We start from the raw sequence: 17,469 nt of genomic DNA, 5'->3' as shown, positions 1-17,469 counted from the left end.
CACACGCGGCCTGGTACCTACCTGAAAGTGGGGAATCAGTGCGGCAGCCGCACGACGTACACGCCGGCGGCTGGAGCCGAGGCAGTCACGTTCACATTGGTGCCGTTGACGGTGCCACTGCTGCCTGGCGCCGCGGTATAGGTGACACCATTGGCGGTGCCCTGAGCCACTTCGATGGCCGGCGCGGCAGCGAGAGCAGTCGGGGTGGTGAAAGTCAGGCTGATCTGCGGGTTGAGCAGGCTGGCATAGCCACCGTCCGCCTTGACCTCATAGACGTAGGCGGCAACGACACCGGCAGGGACAGGGTCCGGCTTGCCGAGGCAGATCGTGACATTGGCAAAGCCCGTGGCAGGCGTCTTGACGGTCAGCCTGGCAATGCCGTCGTCCGTCGCGATGGACATGCTGGCGTTCGGCACCGAGCTGTTGGACAGCGTGAGTTTCCTGTAGCTATCGGGGCAGGAGAACGCGGCCGGCGCGGGCGTTGGGGTTGGGCTGGAGGCGCCGCTATTTGCGCCAGACTGGTCCGGCGCGGAAGTGCCGCCATTGCCATCATCGCCTCCGCCGCCGCAGGCGGCAAACAGCGCGACACTGGAAACCAGACCTACGTACATCGCCAATTTTTTCATTGCTCAAGTCCTCTCCGGATGGGTTAATCGTTCCTCCTGACGGCATCCACACATGCGATTGCCGGCGGTGAACGAATTAACCGTTTTCCAGACAAAGGCGTCTATCAGACTTGCCTTAAAACTTATGAAACAATGAAAACGTTGGTTTTATGTGATGGATGGGATAATTGCCGTATAAAACCGGGTGCGCTACAAAGAACACACAGGATATTACGATCCGAATATTCCGAATAATCTTTGGAAATTTCGGATTTACAAAATCACTTTCATGATTTTCCTTTCGTCGCGTTGGCGATAGCTCGAATCCGCGGCGCGCTTCGTGCCGGACGGCACGAAGCGTCATAGGCCGCGATTGATTAACCGACCATCGCCTCCTCAATTCCCTCCGCGACGTCTTCTACCTTGTCGGCCAGCAATCCAAGCGACGCCTGACACAGCCCGCGCAAGGCATCCAACGTAGCCGCCTGCAAGGCTACGCTCCCCTCTTCCTGTGCATCGCATTCGCTGTGAGTCACCAACGTCAGCACGCATGCGGTGCCTCGTGCAACCGCATCGGCCTGGTCCAATAGATTCAATAACAAGAGTTGCCGAGGGAGAGGTAGCGCGTCTTCACGCGCTGCACGCCGGGTTTCGGGACTGAACCGCGAAAGAGAATCGTCGAGTCGGGGTGGGATGAAGGCGTCGGGTTCGATGGTGGACTGGTGCATTGTTGACCTCCGTAAGGTAGAAGAAGAGGTAGCGTCAACCAGGTTCTCATTCCCGGCTTCTGCTGTGTCAGAAGCCCAGCCAGTCTAGAGCCGCTTGCCGTTCACAATCAAGGCGCAGATTGTGAAGGATGGATACGTCGCGTCGATCGTAGAAGTTGCCAAGCTCAACGTAGCGCCAAGAGCGAACCGGAGGGCTTTACTTCGTTGAAGCGCCGGCCCTCTCCCCCGCCCCTCTCCCGCAAGCGGGAGAGGGGAGCAAACAAGCGGGAGGAAACACGCTGTTGGGATCGCACGCGACAGCGCGGTGCGAGCGCAGCGACGCACTCCGTGCCAGAGCCGTAGACCGAAGATAGGGAGCGCGCGCAGCGCAGCCGAAGGCGTCCCACCAATAGCGCCCGCAGCAGGCTGCCTACACCCTGTTGGGATCGTTCAAAAGTGGGTGATCGAAGGCACCGCCCCTGACTCACATAGCGTTAGCAGGCTCGAACGGGCACCCACGCCGAACGGAAATCACCACCGCCCGAACCACCCACGCCGCGGAATTGATTGCCAGCCGCACAGGCGACGCGCTTCTTGCCTACTTCTTGGGCTCGGCCAAGAAGTAGGTCGCCGGCTACGCCGGCGAAACAGCCACGCCAGTCAAGGGCGCTCATCTCAAATACACCCGCGCCCTCCAACAACGAAAAGGCCGGCTTCCCGCCGGCCTTTTCGCAATATCCATTAACCCTCAATCCGCCTGAATATTCCCCTTCTTCACCACCCCACCCCACAACGCCAGCTCCCGCTGAATCCGGTCCCCCAGCGCCTTCGGCGTACTGATATTGACGTCATACCCGCCAGCACTCATCCGCTGCCGGAAGGCTGCATCCTCCCCTACCGCCTTCTGCGCCTTGACCAGCTTGTCCACCACATCGGCCGGCAGCTTCTGCGGCCCCACCAGCGCGTACCAGCCGGTCAGGTCATAGTCCTTCTGGCCCGACTCGATCATGGTCGGCACGTTGGGCAACGCCGGGTTGCGGGTCTTCGACGTGACCGCCAGCGCGCGCACCTTGCCGCCGTTGATATGGCCGATGGCGGTGCCGGTGATGTCGAACATGAAGGTGACCTTGCCGCTCATCACGTCAGCCATCGCCGGCGCGTTGCCCTTGTACGGCACGTGCAGCATCTTCACGTTGTTCATCTGCGCCAGCAGTTCCGCCGACAGGTGGTTGGACGCGCCCACGCCCGCCGAGCCGAACGAGACGCCCTCAGGGTTCTTGCGCGCATAGGCGACCAGCTCGCCGACGTTTTTCGCCGGGAAGTCCTTGTTGACCAGCAGCACATTGGTGTAATCGGTGATCAGGCCGATGTAGCTGAAGTCCTTGACCGGATTGAAGTTGACCGAGTGCTGGATCAGCGGGGTCATGGTCATGGTGGGGCTGGCGACGAAATACAGCGTGTAGCCGTCCGGCGCCGCCTTGGCGGTCATGTCGGCGGCGATTGCGCCGCTGGCGCCGGCGCGGTTGTCGACCACCACCGGTTGCTTGAGCACGCGGCCGAGCTGCTCGGCGTAGATGCGCGCGGCGGTGTCGACCGGGCCGCCGGGCGCGTAGCCCACCAGCAGCTTGACCGGGCGCGACGGGTAGGCGTCCGCGGCCCATGCCGCGCCCTGCAGCAGCAGCGTGGCGGTCAGTGCCGCCAGCGTCTTCCATGTTTTCATTTGTGTTCTCCTCCAGGATGGCTTATTGCCCGGGGCCCCGTGCCCCGGGGGCTTAGTCGAGCATGGCGCGCAGCGGCTGCTTGAGCAGCTTGCCGCTCGCCGTGGTCGGAATCACGTCGACGGTGCGGACTTCGGCGGGCCGCTTGTACGGCGCGAGGCTATCGCGCAGATAGGTGTCCAGCGCCTTGCGGTCGAGCTCGGCGCCTTCCTGCAGTTCGATGAAGGCCACCACCTCTTCGTTGCCGTCGTTGGTGCTGCGCCCCACCACCGCGGACTGGCGCACGCCGGCAAAGGCGTTGATCACCGACTCCACCTCGATCGGGTAGACGTTGAAGCCCGAACGGATGATCAGGTCCTTGGAGCGGCCGGAAATAAACAGCGCGCCGTCGGCGTCGAGATAGCCGAGGTCGCCGGTGTTGAGCCAGCCGCCCGGCAACAGTGCCTCGGCGGTCTGTTCGGGATTGCGGTAGTAGCCGACCATCACGCCCGGGCCGCGCACGCGGATCTGGCCGCGTTCGCCCGCCGGCAGCGGCTTGCCTTCGGCATCGGTGATGGCGATCTCCACGCCTTCGACGATATAGCCGGCCGAGCAATCGGCGCGCGGCGCGTCCATGCGCGTGATGAAAAGCGAGCCGGCGTATTCGGTGATGCCGTAGCCGTGGTGCAGCGGCTGGCCGAACAGCGTTTCGACGTCGCGCTTGAGCGTGGGATCGAGCGGCGCGCCGCCGGTATAGAGGTAGCGCAGGCGCGGATACGCGCCGGGCTTCGCGCCCAGCGCGGGGGCCACCGCCATGATGCGCGTGAACATGGTCGGCACGCCCTGCAGGATGGTGACGCCGGGCTCGGCCAGGGCCTCGAACACTTCATTGGCATCGAAGCGCGGGCGCAGGAACAGGCTGGCGCCGGCGTACAGCGTGGCCATCAGCACCGTCGCAATGCCGAAAATATGCGACATCGGCAGCGCGCCGTAGGCCACGTCGGCCGGGCCCATGTCGCGCGAGGTGGCGGAGATGCGCGCAAACTGCGTCAGCCCCGCGTGCGGCACCATCACGCCCTTGGGCGCGCCGGTGGTGCCCGAGGTATAGATCAGCGTGGCGACGCGGCGCGCCAGTTCGGCCGGCTCGCGCTGCGGCGCGGTGGCGGCACGGACGACGCGCATGCCGTCGTCATAGACCGCGCAGCCGGCGGCCTGCGCGCCCAGCCGCTCGCCGTGCGCCGCGGCCACGTCGGAGACATGGCCGGTGAACAGCACCAGCGCCGGCTGCGCGTGGTCGCGGATATTGTCGATCTCGCGCGCGGACAGGCGTGCGTTGACGTTGATCGGCCAGGCGTGCAGCAGGCTGCAGGCGAACAGCGTGACCACCATCTCGTTGCAGTTCTCGCCCACGACCATGACGCGATCGCCCTCGCCTGCGCCTTGCGCCGCCAGCCAGTCACGCGCGGCTTCGATGCGCCGCCACAGCTCGCCATAGCTGATGACGGTGCCGTTCTCGTACAGGCATGGGGCCTGCGGGGTCTGCGCGGCCCAGTGGGCGGGGATCTCGTGGATGAATCGGGGGCGGAAGGAAGACATGGTGCTGGGGGATCTCTCGAATGCGAGCTGAGTCGGATATGCGGCGGAATGCACCCGGCCACATCAAAACTGGCCGCATCAGTTTGCGGCAAGCCCCGCGCCGCAGCCATTTGGAATTCACTAAGGTCGTGTTCGTCCACGCGAGGGTCCTTACGCTGTCGCCCACGGCAAGCGTCGCCAGGTGCGGCTGGTTCCACCTGCGCGAAGGACGCCTTCCGGATTGATAAAGCAACGAATCGCGGCCCGCCAATACAATCGGCCGGCACAGCAAGGGCTTTGCGCCATGGCGCGCTGCACAACCGGCAACACCGCGGTTCGCGCGCCGGCACCGCGCAGCCCGCGTACCACAGGGGACATTCAGATGGATTTGCGTTTCACCGCCGAGGAACAGGCCTTCCGCGAGGAAGTCCGCGCTTTCGTGCAAGCCAAGCTGCCGGAAGACATCCGCAACAAGGTGCTCAACCACCAGCGCGTGGAGAAGGACGACTACGTCCGCTGGCACCGCATCCTGCAGGCGCAGGGCTGGGGCGCCCCGACCTGGCCAAAGCAGTGGGGCGGCACCGGCTGGACCGCGCTGCAGCGCCTGATCTTCGAGATCGAGAGCTTCCGTGCCGGCGCGCCGCGCCTGCTGCCGTTCGGCCTGACCATGATCGGCCCGGTGCTGATGAAGTACGCCAGCCCCGAGATGCAGCAGCGCTTCCTGCCGCGCATCCCGGGCGTGGAAGACTTCTGGTGCCAGGGCTACTCCGAGCCGGGCTCGGGGTCCGACCTGGCCTCGCTGAAGACCCGCGCGGTGCGCAAGGGGGACAAGTACATCGTCAACGGCCAGAAGACCTGGACCACGATGGCCCACTTCGCCGACTGGATCTTCTGCCTGGTGCGCACCGATCCCGATGCCAAGGCGCAGGAAGGCATCTCGATGCTGCTGATCGACATGAAGTCGCCCGGCGTGACGGTGCGTCCGATCACCACGCTCGACGGCGGCCACGACGTCAACGAGACCTGGTTCGAAGATGTCGAAGTGCCGGTCGAGAACCTGGTCGGCGAAGAGAACCGCGCCTGGACCTACGCCAAGTACCTGCTCGGCCATGAGCGCACCGGCATCGCCGGCATCGGCCATTGCCACCGCGAGCTGCGCCAGCTCAAGCACTACGCCGCGCAGGCCACCGACGGCGCCGGCCGCCCGCTGATCGAGGACGTGCGCATGCGCGACAAGATCGCGCGCGTGGAGATGGACATCATGGCGCTGGAGATGCTGCTGCTGCGCGTGGCCACGCAGTCCGCGGGCACGCCGGGACCGGAAGCGTCGATCGTCAAGATCCGCGGCTCGGAAGTGCAGCAAGACCTGGCCATGCTGATGATGGAAGTGGCCGGCCCCAACGCCTGGCCGTATTCGCCGGACTGGCTCGAGCCCGGCGCGACGCAGCCGGTGTCCGGTCCGGAGTGGGCCGCGCCGGCCGCCTCCACCTACTACGACATGCGCAAGACCTCGATCTACGGCGGCGCGACCGAAGTGCAGAAGAACATCATCTCCAAGATGATCCTGGGTTTCTGAAGGGATAGCTGACATGGACTTCACCTACAGCGAAGAGCAACAGATGCTGGCGGACAGCCTGCGCCGCTTCATCGATACCGAATACACCTTCGAGGCCCGCCGCAAGAGCGCGCGCCAGGGCGAAAGCCTGGATCGCGGCGTGTGGAACAAGCTCGCCGAAATGGGCGTGCTGGGCCTGACCGTGCCGGCCGACTTCGGCGGCTTCGGCGAAGGCCCGGCCAGCCAGCTGGTGGTGCAGCGCGAGCTGGGCCGCGGCCTGGTGCTGGAGCCGGTCACGCCCAGCGGCGTGATGGCCGCCGCCGTGCTGTCCGCCTACGGCAGCGATGCGCAGAAGCAGGAATGGCTGCCCGCGATCGCGTCGGGCGAGCGCATCGTCACGCTGGCCTACCTGGAGCCGACCACGCGCTACCGCCCGGAGTCGGCCCGCGCCAGCGCCGAGCGCAGCGGCGATGGCTACCTGATCAGCGGCACCAAGAGCGTGGTCTGGCACGGCGCCGCCGCCGACGCCTACCTGCTGACCGCGCGCATCGCGGGCAGCAACGAGATCGCGCTGTTCCTGGTGCCGCGCGACAGCAAGGGCTTGGGCGTGACGGCCTACCCGACCATCGACGGCCTGCGCGCCGCCGACCTGTCGCTGCAGAACGTCGCGGTGCCGGCCAGCGCGCTGGTGGGCCAGCCCGCCGACGGCCTGGCGGCGCTGGGTGTCGGCCTGGAGCACGGCATCGCCGCGCTGTGCGCCGAGGGCGCCGGTGCGATGGAAAAGCTGATCCAGATCACCGGCGAATACCTGGGCACGCGCCAGCAGTTCGGCAAGCCGCTGGCCAGCTTCCAGGCGCTGCAGCACCGCATGGCCGACATGCTGGTGCAGAAGGAACTGGCGCTGTCGATGGCCTACGTCGCCGCGCAGGCGCTGGACGAGACCGACCCCGCCGCGCGCCGCCGCATGCTGTCCGCCGCCAAGGTCACGGTGGCTCGCGCCGGCCGCTTCGTCGGCCAGCAGGCGGTGCAGCTGCACGGCGGCATGGGCATGACCGACGAGCTGTCGGTGGGCGACTATTTCAAGCGCCTGACCATGCTGGACCAGCTGCTGGGCGACAGCAACTACCATCTGCAGCGTTTTGGCGAAGTGATGGAGGCTTGATTCAAGCGCTGGCGCTCAGTCGAACTCCAGAGGCCGGGCACTTGCCCGGCCTTTTTGTTGCCCGCTCCCTCGCCTAGGGGAAATCCACTAGTCCGTTCCAACGATTCCCGGCCGCGCCGCCGTCACTACCCTGTGACCACAGGCACGGAAGTCGCCGTCCATTCCCAAGGAGCGAGACTGCAATGACATCCACTACACATCGACTGCTGCGCGGCGGCCTGGGGCAGGCCGTGCTGGTGAAGATGTTGTTGTCTAGTGTGGTGGGGATGGGATGACGCCTGCCATCAGCGTGCCATACAACGCCTGCGCGGCAGGCTGCAATGGCCTGTCATGGCGCCGTATCAGGCCAAGGACCCGGTCTACGGAAGGATCCACCAGCGGCACGCCGCAAAGCCGGGGATGATCGTGCGGCAGCGCCATGCCGGGCAGCACGGCCATGCCCAGGCCGGCCTCGACCAAACCCAGCACCCCGACCACGTGGTTGGCTTCGTAGTGGATGGTCGGGCGTTGCCTCAGGTGGGCGATGGCATTCTCGATCAGGGCGCGGTTGCCGCTCTGCTTTGAGACGCTCACCATCCGCTGTCCTGCAAGCTCATCCCAGGCGACGGCATCCCGCCCCGACCAGGAATGGTCGCGCCGCATCACCAGCCGGTAGGGCTCGGCGCGGATGGCGCGAAATTCGATGTTCGGCTCCTGCGCCCCCATGAAATTGAGCCCGAAATCGGACTCGCCGGACATCACGCTGGCCAGCACGTCGTTCGCGTTTTCGTCAATCACCCGCACACGCACGCCGGGGTGCCGGCGGCCGAACGCATGAATCGCGTCGGGCAGGAAATGCAGCACCGCCGACGGTATCGCGGCCACGGTCACAAGCCCGCGCTGGAGCGTGACCTCGTCACCGAGCCGCAGTACCGCGCTGTCGAGGATGGCCAGCGCAGCACGGGCCTCCTCCAGGAACTGCCGGCCAATGTTGGTCAGCTGCACGCGTCGCGTGGTCCGCTCGAGCAGGCGGGAGCCAAGCGTCCGTTCGAGTTTGTCGATGCGCCGGCTCAACGCGGGCTGGGAAATATGGAGGGCCTCCGCCGCCATGCGGAAGCTGCCTTGTTCTGCCGTGGCGACAAAGGCCTGCAGGTCTTCCAGCCCGAAATTAATGCGTGGCATGCATCAGCTCTTGAATAAGTTGCAATTCACAGATTAATACGCGGCCCATTAAGCTGGCAATGCTTCAACCAGTCGCGATGACGTGCAGTGAAGCGCATAAATACAGCTCAGCATTCACCAGGGAGACGCTATGAAGTCCGCCACCTCTGCCGCCCGGCATACCGTTCTGATTTTGTTACTGGGGCTGGTCGGTCCAGCCTGGGCGGATGACATCCGCGTCATTACCTCGGGCGGATTCACGGCGGCCTACCAGAAACTCGTCCCGCTTTACGAGGCCGCCACGCAGGATCGCGTCATCACCGCCTACGGCGCATCGATGGGCAATGCGCCGGATTCCATTCCCAGCCGGCTGGCGCGCGGCGAGACCTTCGACGTGGTGATCCTGGCGGATTCCGGACTGGAGAAACTGGCCGTCGAAGGCAAGGTTATGGCCGGCAGCCGGGTTGACCTTGCGCGCTCGCTGATCGGCATGTCGGTACGCAAGGGGACGCCCAAGCCGGATATCAGCAATACCGACGCCTTCAGGCAGACGCTGCTCAACGCGCGCTCGATCGCCTACTCCGCCAGCGCCAGCGGCACCTATTTGTCGAACGAGCTGTTTCCCCGGCTCGGCGTCGCGGACCAGATCAAGGACAAGGCCCACAAGATCTACAGCGAGCGCGTCGGCGCCGTGGTGGCGCGCGGCGATGCGGAAATCGGCTTCCAGCAGGTCAGCGAACTGCTGCCATTCCAGGAACTGGATTATGTCGGCCCCTTGCCCGACGAGCTTCAGCAAAAGGTCTTCTTCTCGGCCGGAACGATCGCGGGCCGGCAGACAGCGGCCACCTCGCGTTTCGTCGGTTTCCTGGCCTCGCCGGCCGCGGCTGCAATCGTGAGCAGCACCGGACTGGAACCGGTGGCGACGCCGCTGCCGCCACCGGCACCGCCAAAGCTGGGGCAACCGGCGAAGCCTTGACGGAAGCTCCCGGGCGGCGTGCTAGCATGAACGCCTTCGCTCTCCTCCGCCCCGCTTCCCATGACCACGCTCTACGCGACGCTTGGCGTACCGGCCGATGCCACCCTGGATGAGATCAAGCTTGCCTATCGCCGCGCGGCAATGAAATGGCATCCGGACCGCAATCCCGGTCGCGAAGCCGAAAGCCATGCTGCCTTCCAGCAGATTCGCGATGCCTATGCGATCCTGTCCGACGCCGAGCAGCGCCAGGTCTACGACGACGTCTTCGAACGCGAAATGCGCCGCTGGGAAGCCGAGCACGCCGCACAGGAGGCCGAGGAACGCCAGGCGCAGGAGCAGGCGAGACGCGTCGCGCAGGACCATTACGAGAAGATGGTCGCCGTCGCGATGCGCTATGCCGACCAGGGGCATGCGCGCGACGTCCTGTTCGGCATCCTGCTGGGCAAGGACTGCGAGACGGAGCTCGCCGGACGAATTGCCGACAGCGTTCACGCACTGCATCAGTCGCGCCACGCATGCGCCGAGAGCCAGGCCGCCGCGCCGGCGGATGCCTGCACGGCGCGCACCGAAATCCCCACCAGCCCGTTCGAGGCATTCTGGCAAGGGCTGTTCAGGTTTCGCTAGCGGGTGGTTCCGGATTTGCGCGTCACTGCTGACCACGCAATACGCCCTTCAAATCAACCCATCCTCACCAGATTCAGCGCCGCCAGCGCTCCCCCGGGAAACTGGTGCTGCCTTCCGCCCACATCGAGCGAACCCAGATCGATGCCGAAGAACCCGAGGCGATCGATCAACCTGCCCACCTCGGCCTTGGCGTTCGCATCGTCACCCGACATGAACATCACGCGGCGGCCGCCTTCTGCTTGCGGATCGCCGGCAACCAGCGAGGGCTGCAGGTGATTCAACGCCTTTACAACCCGCGCCCCCGGCACCAAGCCTGCAAACACCGCGCTCGACGAGCGGCCATGCAGGTCCGCGGGGCGAAACAGCGGCGCCTCGATCGGGTTGTTGGCGTCGATGACAATGCGCCCGCCAAAGTCCGGCAACCCGGCCAGCGCCTGCGGCAGCTTCGACCAGTTGACGGCCACCAGCACGATGTCTTGCGCCGCGGCTTGCTCGCGGGTGCCGGGGCGGATCGAAGGCCCGATTGCGTTCGCGGCATCGCGCAGCGTTTCAGGCCCGCGGCTGTTGGCCAGCACCGCGTGGATGCCGTGGCGTGCCAGCGCCGTGGCGAACGCCGTGCCGATTGCGCCCGCGCCGATGATGCCAATGGTCTTGCCGTAGCTTGCTTGCATGACGGTCTCCTGGTTCAGGCGGTGAAGCCGCCATCGGCAACGATCTCGGCGCCGGTGACGAAGGCTGCGTCCGGGCCGGCAAGGAACGCTACCACGCCGGCAATCTCATGCGGCTGCCCGTATCGGCCCAGGGCGATGCCGGGCCCGACGATCTCGCTGACCGGGCCGCCGGCCGGATTCATATCCGTGTCGGTCGGACCGGGGTGGACGGTGTTGACGGTGATGCCTTTCGGCCCCAGGTCGCGCACCAGGCTGCGATTGAAGCCGGCAATCGCACCCTTGGTCAGCGTGTACAGCGATGCCGTGGGAAACGCCGCGTAGCGCGCCATCGACGAACCGATGTGGATCACCCGCCCGCCCGGCTTCATATGGCGCACGGCTTCCTGCGTGGCCACGAATACGCCGGTCACGTTCACCGCAATCATGCGCTCGTAGGTGTCGAACGCGATGTCCTCGATGGCACCGCCCAGGCCCAGGCCGGCGTTGTTGACGAGGATGTCGAGGCCACCGAAGGCGTCGACCGTCGCTGCCACGGCCCGGCGCACCGCGGCGGCATCGCCGGCGTCGGCGGCGAGCGCGATGGCGCGGCCGCCGGCTGCCTCGATCTCGCGCACTACCGTGGCGGCCTTGTCCGCTGAGGCACTGTAGGTCAGCGCCACGGCCGCACCGTCGGCGGCCAGGCGGCGGGCGATGGCAGCGCCGATCGAGCGCGAACCGCCGGTAACCAGGGCGATCTTGCCGGCCAGGGGAAGGGTCTGTTGAGTCATGTCTTTCTCCGTTGGGGTCAATCAGAAGGTGTGAACGGAGTATGGGTGTTCGATTGCGCGATGATTAGCTAGGAATGACTGGAATCATCTTCAAGCAATCGTGTAAGCTGCTGCGGATGGAAACCCTTGCCAACCTCGAATCCTTTGTGCGCAGCGCCGAAACCGGCAGCTTTTCGGCGGCGGGTCGCCGACTGGGCCTGACGCCAGCGGCCGTCAGCCGCAACGTGGCGATGCTTGAGCGCAATCTGGGCGTGCGACTGTTCCAGCGCTCGACGCGCAAGCTGACGCTTACCGAGGCTGGCGAACGCTTCCTGGCCTCCATTGGCGGCAACCTGGACGCGCTGCAAGCCGCCATCGCCGCCATGTCGAACGACCACGGCGAACCGGCCGGCGTGCTCAAAGTCAGCCTGGCGCCGTCATTCGGCGTGGCTTACGTGATGCCGTTGCTCCCTGATTTCCTGCAGCGTTACCCCGCGATCCGCCCAGAATGGCATTTCGAGAATCGCGCGATCGACTTGATTGCCGAGGGCTTCGACGCAGCCATAGGCGGAGGCTTTGAACTGGCGCCGGGTCTGGTGTCGCGCCCGCTGGCACCCGCGCATATCGTCGCGGTGGCGTCGCCTGCGTATCTGCGGGAACGCACGCTGCCTGCCGATCCGTCCATGCTGGACGTGATGGATGGCATCGTCATGCGCTCCGGACGCACCGGACGCACGCGCCACTGGACCCTGCGCGATGCCGCCGGCAACGAGGTTGCCGCGACCCTGCCCGAACGCATTGTCGTGAGCGACCCGGCCGCCATGCGCGAAGCCGCGCTACTGGGCTTGGGCGTGGCGCTGCTGGCGGTACCCGACGTACTGCCATGGATCGAACGCGGCGAACTGGTACGCCTGCTGCCGCGCTGGTACGCCGACGCTGGCGCCATTTCGTTGTACTACCCTACGCGCACGCTGATGCCTGGCAAGACGCGCGTATTCGTGGACCATGTTGTAGAAGCTTTCCGCCGCGACGGGCTGGCCGAGCGGTTGGCAGGCAGCCTTGGCATTTAGGGCTGCCGGCCTTCCCTTCACTTCCCTTCGCTTCCCTTCAATCACTCCGCGAAGTCCGTAGCTTCAGACGAGCGCCGCCAGGCCTCGAGATCCCTCGAGACAGCGCTCGCCTTGGCGGCCGCCAGTTCATTGGCAATCTTGCCGGCGAACAGATGCAGCGGGGCCGATTCAACACTCGCGGCCTGGATGATCAGCAGTGCCAGCTTGTCCGGATCTCCCGCCTGATGGCCATGCAGGGTGTCGAGATGCAGGTCCAGCGAAGCCTTGGCCTCCGCGTAGTCGTCGATCTGCCGCTTCGCCACCGCCAGCGCACCGTTCGACAGGAAATCGGTGCGCACCGGGCCCGGGTACACCACCGTCGCACGGATCCCCAGCTCGGCAACTTCTGCCGCGAGCGATTCCGTCAGGCCCGACAGCGCGAACTTGCTCGCGACGTAGCTGCCCCATCCCGCATACCCGCCCTGAAAGCCGACGATGGACGAGAGATTGATGATGTGCCCGCTGCGCTGGCGGCGAAGCTGCGGCAGCGCATGGCGCACCACAGCCATCGGCGCGAAGAAGTTGACCTCGAAATTGCTGCGAACCTCGTCGTCGGACAATGCCTCGACGGTGCCTTGCTGGGCGTAGCCGGCATTGTTCACGACCACGTCGAGAACGCCGAACCATTGCACGGTCTTCTCGATGGCCTGCCGGACGCTGCCATCATTGGTCAGGTCGACCTCCAGCGGTAGAAAGCGGTCGGACTCCGCACCGAATGCCTGCGTCAGCGAGGCGGCCGTGCGGGAGGTTGCCGCCACCCGATGGCCTTGCTCCAACAGACGGGTAACGAGCTTCTGGCCGACGCCCTTCGATGCGCCGGTAATGAACCAGGTTCGGGATGCTTGTTTCATGATCTGAATTCCTTGAGTAAGCAAAAAAATTGGCTGCTGGCTGGCCATGACGTCAGGGCAGCGCCACGCTCATGCCCCCGTCCGCCATGACGACTGCGCCGACCATGAAGCTGGCCTTTTCTGAGGCGAGGAAGGCGATCACCTCGGCAATTTCCTTCGGCTGGGCCGCGCGGCGGATCGGCGCCTTCTTGCCGTGCTCGGCAAGGAATGCCTGGCCGTCGGCATGGATGTGGTTGGTAATGTTGGTGATGACATCGCCGGAGCCGACCGCATTGACGCGAATGCCGTGCTCGATGGCTTCCAGCGAAAGCGCCCGCGTCAGCTGCGCCAGCGCGCCCTTGGACGCCGCATAGGCCGCGATCAGCGGAAACGCCTGATAACACGCGTAGGACCCCACGTTGACGATGGCGCCAGTCTTTGCCGGCATCATCACGCGCATGGCTTCGCGCGAGAACAGGAACGCGCCCGTGGCGTTGACGGCCTGGATGCCGTTCCAGTCCTCGAGCGACATATCGACGAGCGGCTTGTTGTTGATGACCGCCGCGTTGTTGACCAGGATGTCGAGCTTGCCAAACCGCTCGATTGCGGTGGCCACGGCCCGAACGGCGCTTTCCTCGCGCGCCACATCGGCGACGACGGGAACGATGCCGGGACGAGCCAGCGCTTCAACGTTGCTGCCGCGTCCGACGGCAATCACATTCGCGCCCTCGGCGTGGAGCAGTTCCGTCGTGGCCAGGCCAATGCCGCTGGCGGCACCGGTAACGATGGCGACCTTGCCTGCGAAGGCGCCATGAGGTGTGTTGGGTGATGTCATGATGTTCTCCTTGATCGGGTTGCGTAGTACGTATCGGTTGGGTCAGAACGGGCTGGCGGTGGGGCGTACCACGATCTCGCTGACGTCGACTTCGGCGGGCTGCTCTACCGCGTAGGCAATGGCGCGGGCGATGGCGTCGGGCGTGATGGCGATGCGACGGAACTCCTGCATCGCCGTGCGCGCGGTGTCGTCGGAGATCGTGTCGGCCAGTTCGGATTCGACAACGCCCGGGCAGATCACCGTCACGCGGATCGTGTCGGTTTCCTGGCGCAGCCCATCCGAGATGGCGCGAACGGCAAACTTGGTGGCGCAGTAGACCGCGGCAGTCGGCGACACGGAAAGGCCGCCAATCGACGAAATATTGATGATCTGGCCTTGGCCTTGCGCTTCCATCGTCGGCAGCACCGCGGCAATGCCGTGCAGCACGCCGCGGATGTTCACGTCGATCATCCGGTTCCACTCGCCGACCTTGAGAGCGCTGAGCGGCGAAAGCGGCATCACGCCCGCGTTGTTGACCAGCACGTCGATACGGCCAAAAGCGTCGAGTGCGAAGCGGGCGAATGCCGCCACGTCATCGGCCGAAGTCACGTCGAGTTCGCGATAGCGAACGATGCCGCCGGACGCTTCAATCGATCGCGTCAGCTCGGCGAGCCGGTCGGTGCGGCGCGCGCCAATCACGAGGCGGTGTCCTTGCGCGGCGAGCAAACGGGCCGCGCCCTCGCCAATGCCGCTGCTGGCGCCGGTGATCAGGATGACTTTCGATTCGGTGGAAGTGTTTGCCATCTTGCATACTCCTATTGTTGGTTCGGATCGGGGCGACGGTATCCGCGCTTTTCCGCGGAACCTTATCTGCCCGGTTGCAGCCTTCAATTAAGCGAAACGGTTCGTCGGCCGGTGAGTGAATGATAGGGATGGCGGGTCTTCCGGCGAAGACACGGACCGATGCCGTTATTGCCTATTCCTATCAAGTGCGCTGGCGCCTCTGGCGAGGCACGGCTAGAATTGCGCCTGTAGCGAACAACAGGAGACTGCGGTGTCGAAGGTCCGCTCCCCCGCTTCGGTCAGCATGGTCCGCCTGATCGAGAAGCTGGCGCCCAACGAGGGCTACACCCAGTCGGCGCTGGAAAGTGTCCGGCTGATGCGCTCGGATCGGCCCCTCGGGCGCACGCCGGTGCTGTACGAGCCGAGCATCGTGATCGTGTGCCAGGGCCGCAAGCTGGGCTTTCTGGGCAATGAGGTCTATGTCTACGACGCACAGCACTATCTGGTGCTGTCCGTACCGCTGCCGTTTTCGACGGAAACCCAGGCCTCGCCAGAGGAGCCCATGCTCGCCGTGTCCATCCGCCTCGACCTCATCGAGCTCAGCGAGCTGATCACGCAGATCGGTGCAGCGGGCCAGCTTCCTGACGAGCCGCCGAATGGCATGGTCTCTACCCAACTGGACGAGAACCTGGCCGGCGCAACAGTCCGGTTGCTGGAGGCATTGACGGTGCCAATGGATGCGCAAATCCTGGGTCCCAGCCTGGTGCGGGAGATCTGCTACCGCGTCCTGACGGGAGCGCAGGGCGGCGCGATGCGTGCCGCGCTTGCCCACCACGGTCGCTTCGGTCGCGTCGCGAAGGCACTGAATCGAATCCACACCGACTATGCGACGCCCCTCAATGTGACGTGCCTGGCCGAGGAAGCCGGCATGAGCGTGCCGGCATTTCACGCAAACTTCCGCACGGTGACGCAGACTTCGCCGATCCAGTACATCAAGTCCACCCGCCTGCACCAGGCGCGGCTGATGATGATTCGCGACGGCGTTACCGCCGCGGCGGCGGCAGGACGCGTCGGCTACGAAAGCACCTCGCAGTTCAGCCGGGAGTTCAAGCGCCTTTTCGGCAGGACGCCGGTCGAGGAGGCGCGCGACATGCGCGAGTCGTTCACCCTGTCGCCGGCGGTTCGCTTCGGTGCCTAGGCAATCCCTACCGGGCCATGTCCACAACGACCTTGCCTCTTACGTGGCCGGCGGTTGAAAGAGATGGCTTGGCGGTCTGACAAGATGCGCGGAACCACTAGTCATGTAAGTCTTCGAGATTCCAAATGAATCAGCGCACGTCGTCGTACAAAGGGGCCTGCCTTTGCGGACAAGTGGAGTTTGAACTTGCCGGTGAGCCTCTGACCTTCTATGTATGCCACTGCACCGTCTGCCAGCGGCGAACCGGGGGTGCGGCACTCCCTGTGATGCTGGTCCCCAGAACTCATCTGCATGTTTTGTCGGGCGAAGCCCCACTAGTAGAGTTCCAGGTCAACGAAAAGCATCGACGGCGTAGCCGAATATGTCCACGCTGTGACACGCGACTTTGGGCAGAACCCTTGGACAAGCCCAACATCTCGATACTCAGGCCGGGTAACCTGTACGATCAGCGGAGCTTCGAACCGGTTGCGCACGTCTACACGCGTAGCAAGCAATCCTGGTTTCTCATTCCAGACTCCGTGGCGCAATTCGAGACTTATCCTGCGGATCCGGAAATGCTAATTGAACTTTGGCGACAAGCGCGCGGGAGTGGAGCGGGTGATTGAAGGCCTGCATATGCGGCAAGGCCCCAGGTAATCGGGCATCAGGAAGCCTGGCACCCCGGATGGCGGAAGACTGAGATCGGCCATTAGCAGGCCTTCGACAACGGCATGCAAATTGTTGACAATCCCGCATGTACGGCCTAGCGTAGATGTCCTTCCAAGGGGCCGTTTGCGAAAATGACGAGTTCGACGACGTCTGACAGTGCAGAGCCTTCCACCGCGCATCGGCTTGTGATCGTTGAGGGCATCATGGGTTCAGGCAAGTCAACGACGATGCGCCTCATTGCGAAACATCTGCAAGAGGCGGGGCAGCCAGCTTTGCCGGTCCACGAGAGGACAGAGCCCCACCCGGTGCGCGCGACTGACGAACTTGAACACTGGTTTGAACCGTGGCGGGACGCGACACCACAGCATCTCGCGGACCGTGCCCTAGCTAGGTGGAAAGCCTTTGTCGAGGCGACACAGGCGGAGACCTCCATCCCAGTAATGGACGGCCAACTGTTTCATGGAGACCTGACTCACCTGCTGCTGATGGAAGCCAAGTCTGCGTTGATTTTCGACTACGTACAGGCGCTGGCCGCAGTCACTGCTCCGCTCAATCCGTTCGTCCTGTACCTTTGGCAGGAGGATGTCGAAAAAGCTGTACGGACTGTCTGTGCGGAGCGTGGCGCCTAG

Annotated in this window: 18 protein-coding genes; 8 read left to right on the top strand and 10 right to left on the bottom strand. The window is 64.8% G+C overall.

The window, feature by feature from the left end; genetic code table 11:
• Positions 1-35: 35 nt before the first annotated feature.
• The 4 genes from A2G96_RS23420 to A2G96_RS23405 form a co-directional block, all read right to left on the bottom strand.
• Entirely contained in the window at positions 36-626 is a 591-nt protein-coding gene (locus tag A2G96_RS23420; protein WP_062802612.1) for a hypothetical protein, read from the bottom strand.
• Positions 627-982: 356 nt separating this feature from the next.
• A complete protein-coding gene (locus tag A2G96_RS23415) occupies positions 983-1,333 on the bottom strand; it encodes a hypothetical protein (protein WP_062802611.1) in 351 nt (116 codons plus the stop codon).
• A gap of 727 nt (positions 1,334-2,060) precedes the next feature.
• Positions 2,061-3,032: a Bug family tripartite tricarboxylate transporter substrate binding protein gene (locus A2G96_RS23410; protein ID WP_062802610.1), complete on the bottom strand. Its 972-nt coding sequence runs from the start codon at positions 3,030-3,032 to the stop codon at positions 2,061-2,063.
• Positions 3,033-3,084: 52 nt separating this feature from the next.
• Positions 3,085-4,605 carry a class I adenylate-forming enzyme family protein gene (locus A2G96_RS23405; RefSeq protein ID WP_062802609.1) on the bottom strand — a complete coding sequence of 507 codons (1,521 nt, stop codon included), beginning with the start codon at positions 4,603-4,605 and terminating at the stop codon, positions 3,085-3,087.
• Positions 4,606-4,966: 361 nt separating this feature from the next.
• Between A2G96_RS23405 and A2G96_RS23400 the strand changes: the two genes are divergently transcribed.
• Both A2G96_RS23400 and A2G96_RS23395 read left to right on the top strand, forming a co-directional pair.
• Positions 4,967-6,160: an acyl-CoA dehydrogenase family protein gene (locus A2G96_RS23400; RefSeq protein WP_062802608.1), complete on the top strand. Its 1,194-nt coding sequence runs from the start codon at positions 4,967-4,969 to the stop codon at positions 6,158-6,160.
• 13 nt (positions 6,161-6,173) lie between these two features.
• Positions 6,174-7,301, top strand: a complete 1,128-nt coding sequence (locus A2G96_RS23395) for an acyl-CoA dehydrogenase family protein (RefSeq protein ID WP_062802607.1) — start codon at positions 6,174-6,176, stop codon at positions 7,299-7,301.
• A 252-nt stretch (positions 7,302-7,553) separates the two neighbouring features.
• On the opposite strand, the gene A2G96_RS23390 is transcribed toward A2G96_RS23395, so the two are convergent.
• Positions 7,554-8,462: a LysR family transcriptional regulator gene (locus A2G96_RS23390; RefSeq protein ID WP_062802606.1), complete on the bottom strand. Its 909-nt coding sequence runs from the start codon at positions 8,460-8,462 to the stop codon at positions 7,554-7,556.
• Between the two features lie 130 nt (positions 8,463-8,592).
• On the opposite strand from A2G96_RS23390, the gene A2G96_RS23385 reads away from it, so the two are divergent.
• Together A2G96_RS23385 and A2G96_RS23380 are read left to right on the top strand one after the other, a co-directional pair.
• Positions 8,593-9,417, top strand: a complete 825-nt coding sequence (locus tag A2G96_RS23385; protein WP_062802605.1) for a substrate-binding domain-containing protein — start codon at positions 8,593-8,595, stop codon at positions 9,415-9,417.
• 60 nt (positions 9,418-9,477) lie between these two features.
• Complete coding sequence (locus tag A2G96_RS23380) at positions 9,478-10,041, top strand: J domain-containing protein (RefSeq protein ID WP_062802604.1); 564 nt, start codon at positions 9,478-9,480, stop codon at positions 10,039-10,041.
• 53 nt (positions 10,042-10,094) lie between these two features.
• On the opposite strand, the gene A2G96_RS23375 is transcribed toward A2G96_RS23380, so the two are convergent.
• Positions 10,095-10,712, bottom strand: coding sequence for an NADPH-dependent F420 reductase (locus A2G96_RS23375; protein WP_062802603.1), 618 nt, complete (start codon positions 10,710-10,712; stop codon positions 10,095-10,097).
• A gap of 14 nt (positions 10,713-10,726) precedes the next feature.
• The gene (locus tag A2G96_RS23370) at positions 10,727-11,479 is read right to left on the bottom strand and encodes an SDR family oxidoreductase (RefSeq protein WP_062802602.1); all 753 of its coding nucleotides are present in this window, start codon (positions 11,477-11,479) and stop codon (positions 10,727-10,729) included.
• Positions 11,480-11,595: 116 nt separating this feature from the next.
• Here A2G96_RS23370 and A2G96_RS23365 point away from each other — a divergent pair, with 116 nt between their 5' ends.
• Entirely contained in the window at positions 11,596-12,528 is a 933-nt protein-coding gene (locus tag A2G96_RS23365) for a LysR family transcriptional regulator (protein ID WP_062802601.1), read from the top strand.
• 41 nt (positions 12,529-12,569) lie between these two features.
• Here A2G96_RS23365 and A2G96_RS23360 read toward each other — a convergent pair whose 3' ends face one another.
• The 3 genes from A2G96_RS23360 to A2G96_RS23350 are packed head-to-tail and all read right to left on the bottom strand — an operon-like array spanning position 12,570 to position 15,015.
• Positions 12,570-13,418: an SDR family oxidoreductase gene (locus A2G96_RS23360; RefSeq protein ID WP_062802600.1), complete on the bottom strand. Its 849-nt coding sequence runs from the start codon at positions 13,416-13,418 to the stop codon at positions 12,570-12,572.
• Between the two features lie 52 nt (positions 13,419-13,470).
• Positions 13,471-14,232: an SDR family NAD(P)-dependent oxidoreductase gene (locus tag A2G96_RS23355; RefSeq protein ID WP_062802599.1), complete on the bottom strand. Its 762-nt coding sequence runs from the start codon at positions 14,230-14,232 to the stop codon at positions 13,471-13,473.
• 42 nt (positions 14,233-14,274) lie between these two features.
• Positions 14,275-15,015 carry an SDR family oxidoreductase gene (locus A2G96_RS23350; RefSeq protein WP_062802598.1) on the bottom strand — a complete coding sequence of 247 codons (741 nt, stop codon included), beginning with the start codon at positions 15,013-15,015 and terminating at the stop codon, positions 14,275-14,277.
• 283 nt (positions 15,016-15,298) lie between these two features.
• Between A2G96_RS23350 and A2G96_RS23345 the strand changes: the two genes are divergently transcribed.
• The 3 genes from A2G96_RS23345 to A2G96_RS34170 all read left to right on the top strand — a co-directional run bounded on the left by A2G96_RS23345 (position 15,299) and on the right by A2G96_RS34170 (position 17,469).
• Positions 15,299-16,192, top strand: a complete 894-nt coding sequence (locus tag A2G96_RS23345) for an AraC family transcriptional regulator (protein ID WP_062804106.1) — start codon at positions 15,299-15,301, stop codon at positions 16,190-16,192.
• A 125-nt stretch (positions 16,193-16,317) separates the two neighbouring features.
• A complete protein-coding gene (locus A2G96_RS32765; protein ID WP_082819078.1) occupies positions 16,318-16,797 on the top strand; it encodes a GFA family protein in 480 nt (159 codons plus the stop codon).
• Between the two features lie 174 nt (positions 16,798-16,971).
• Complete coding sequence (locus A2G96_RS34170; RefSeq protein ID WP_231909731.1) at positions 16,972-17,469, top strand: P-loop NTPase family protein; 498 nt, start codon at positions 16,972-16,974, stop codon at positions 17,467-17,469.

The organism is Cupriavidus nantongensis, assembly GCF_001598055.1.
Taxonomy (GTDB): domain Bacteria; phylum Pseudomonadota; class Gammaproteobacteria; order Burkholderiales; family Burkholderiaceae; genus Cupriavidus; species Cupriavidus nantongensis.
The sequence above is the reverse complement of the archived record's forward strand: the minus strand, read 5'-3'. Positions and strand labels throughout refer to the sequence as shown.

What these genes read in the sequence shown, in the direction of transcription:
- A2G96_RS23420 (WP_062802612.1), bottom strand. Translation starts at nt 626, where the DNA reads ATGAAAAAATTGGCGATGTACGTAGGTCTGGTTTCCAGTGTCGCGCTG.
- A2G96_RS23415 (WP_062802611.1), bottom strand. Translation starts at nt 1,333, where the DNA reads ATGCACCAGTCCACCATCGAACCCGACGCCTTCATCCCACCCCGACTC.
- A2G96_RS23410 (WP_062802610.1), bottom strand. Translation starts at nt 3,032, where the DNA reads ATGAAAACATGGAAGACGCTGGCGGCACTGACCGCCACGCTGCTGCTG.
- A2G96_RS23405 (WP_062802609.1), bottom strand. Translation starts at nt 4,605, where the DNA reads ATGTCTTCCTTCCGCCCCCGATTCATCCACGAGATCCCCGCCCACTGG.
- A2G96_RS23400 (WP_062802608.1), top strand. Translation starts at nt 4,967, where the DNA reads ATGGATTTGCGTTTCACCGCCGAGGAACAGGCCTTCCGCGAGGAAGTC.
- A2G96_RS23395 (WP_062802607.1), top strand. Translation starts at nt 6,174, where the DNA reads ATGGACTTCACCTACAGCGAAGAGCAACAGATGCTGGCGGACAGCCTG.
- A2G96_RS23390 (WP_062802606.1), bottom strand. Translation starts at nt 8,462, where the DNA reads ATGCCACGCATTAATTTCGGGCTGGAAGACCTGCAGGCCTTTGTCGCC.
- A2G96_RS23385 (WP_062802605.1), top strand. Translation starts at nt 8,593, where the DNA reads ATGAAGTCCGCCACCTCTGCCGCCCGGCATACCGTTCTGATTTTGTTA.
- A2G96_RS23380 (WP_062802604.1), top strand. Translation starts at nt 9,478, where the DNA reads ATGACCACGCTCTACGCGACGCTTGGCGTACCGGCCGATGCCACCCTG.
- A2G96_RS23375 (WP_062802603.1), bottom strand. Translation starts at nt 10,712, where the DNA reads ATGCAAGCAAGCTACGGCAAGACCATTGGCATCATCGGCGCGGGCGCA.
- A2G96_RS23370 (WP_062802602.1), bottom strand. Translation starts at nt 11,479, where the DNA reads ATGACTCAACAGACCCTTCCCCTGGCCGGCAAGATCGCCCTGGTTACC.
- A2G96_RS23365 (WP_062802601.1), top strand. Translation starts at nt 11,596, where the DNA reads ATGGAAACCCTTGCCAACCTCGAATCCTTTGTGCGCAGCGCCGAAACC.
- A2G96_RS23360 (WP_062802600.1), bottom strand. Translation starts at nt 13,418, where the DNA reads ATGAAACAAGCATCCCGAACCTGGTTCATTACCGGCGCATCGAAGGGC.
- A2G96_RS23355 (WP_062802599.1), bottom strand. Translation starts at nt 14,232, where the DNA reads ATGACATCACCCAACACACCTCATGGCGCCTTCGCAGGCAAGGTCGCC.
- A2G96_RS23350 (WP_062802598.1), bottom strand. Translation starts at nt 15,015, where the DNA reads ATGGCAAACACTTCCACCGAATCGAAAGTCATCCTGATCACCGGCGCC.
- A2G96_RS23345 (WP_062804106.1), top strand. Translation starts at nt 15,299, where the DNA reads ATGGTCCGCCTGATCGAGAAGCTGGCGCCCAACGAGGGCTACACCCAG.
- A2G96_RS32765 (WP_082819078.1), top strand. Translation starts at nt 16,318, where the DNA reads ATGAATCAGCGCACGTCGTCGTACAAAGGGGCCTGCCTTTGCGGACAA.
- A2G96_RS34170 (WP_231909731.1), top strand. Translation starts at nt 16,972, where the DNA reads ATGACGAGTTCGACGACGTCTGACAGTGCAGAGCCTTCCACCGCGCAT.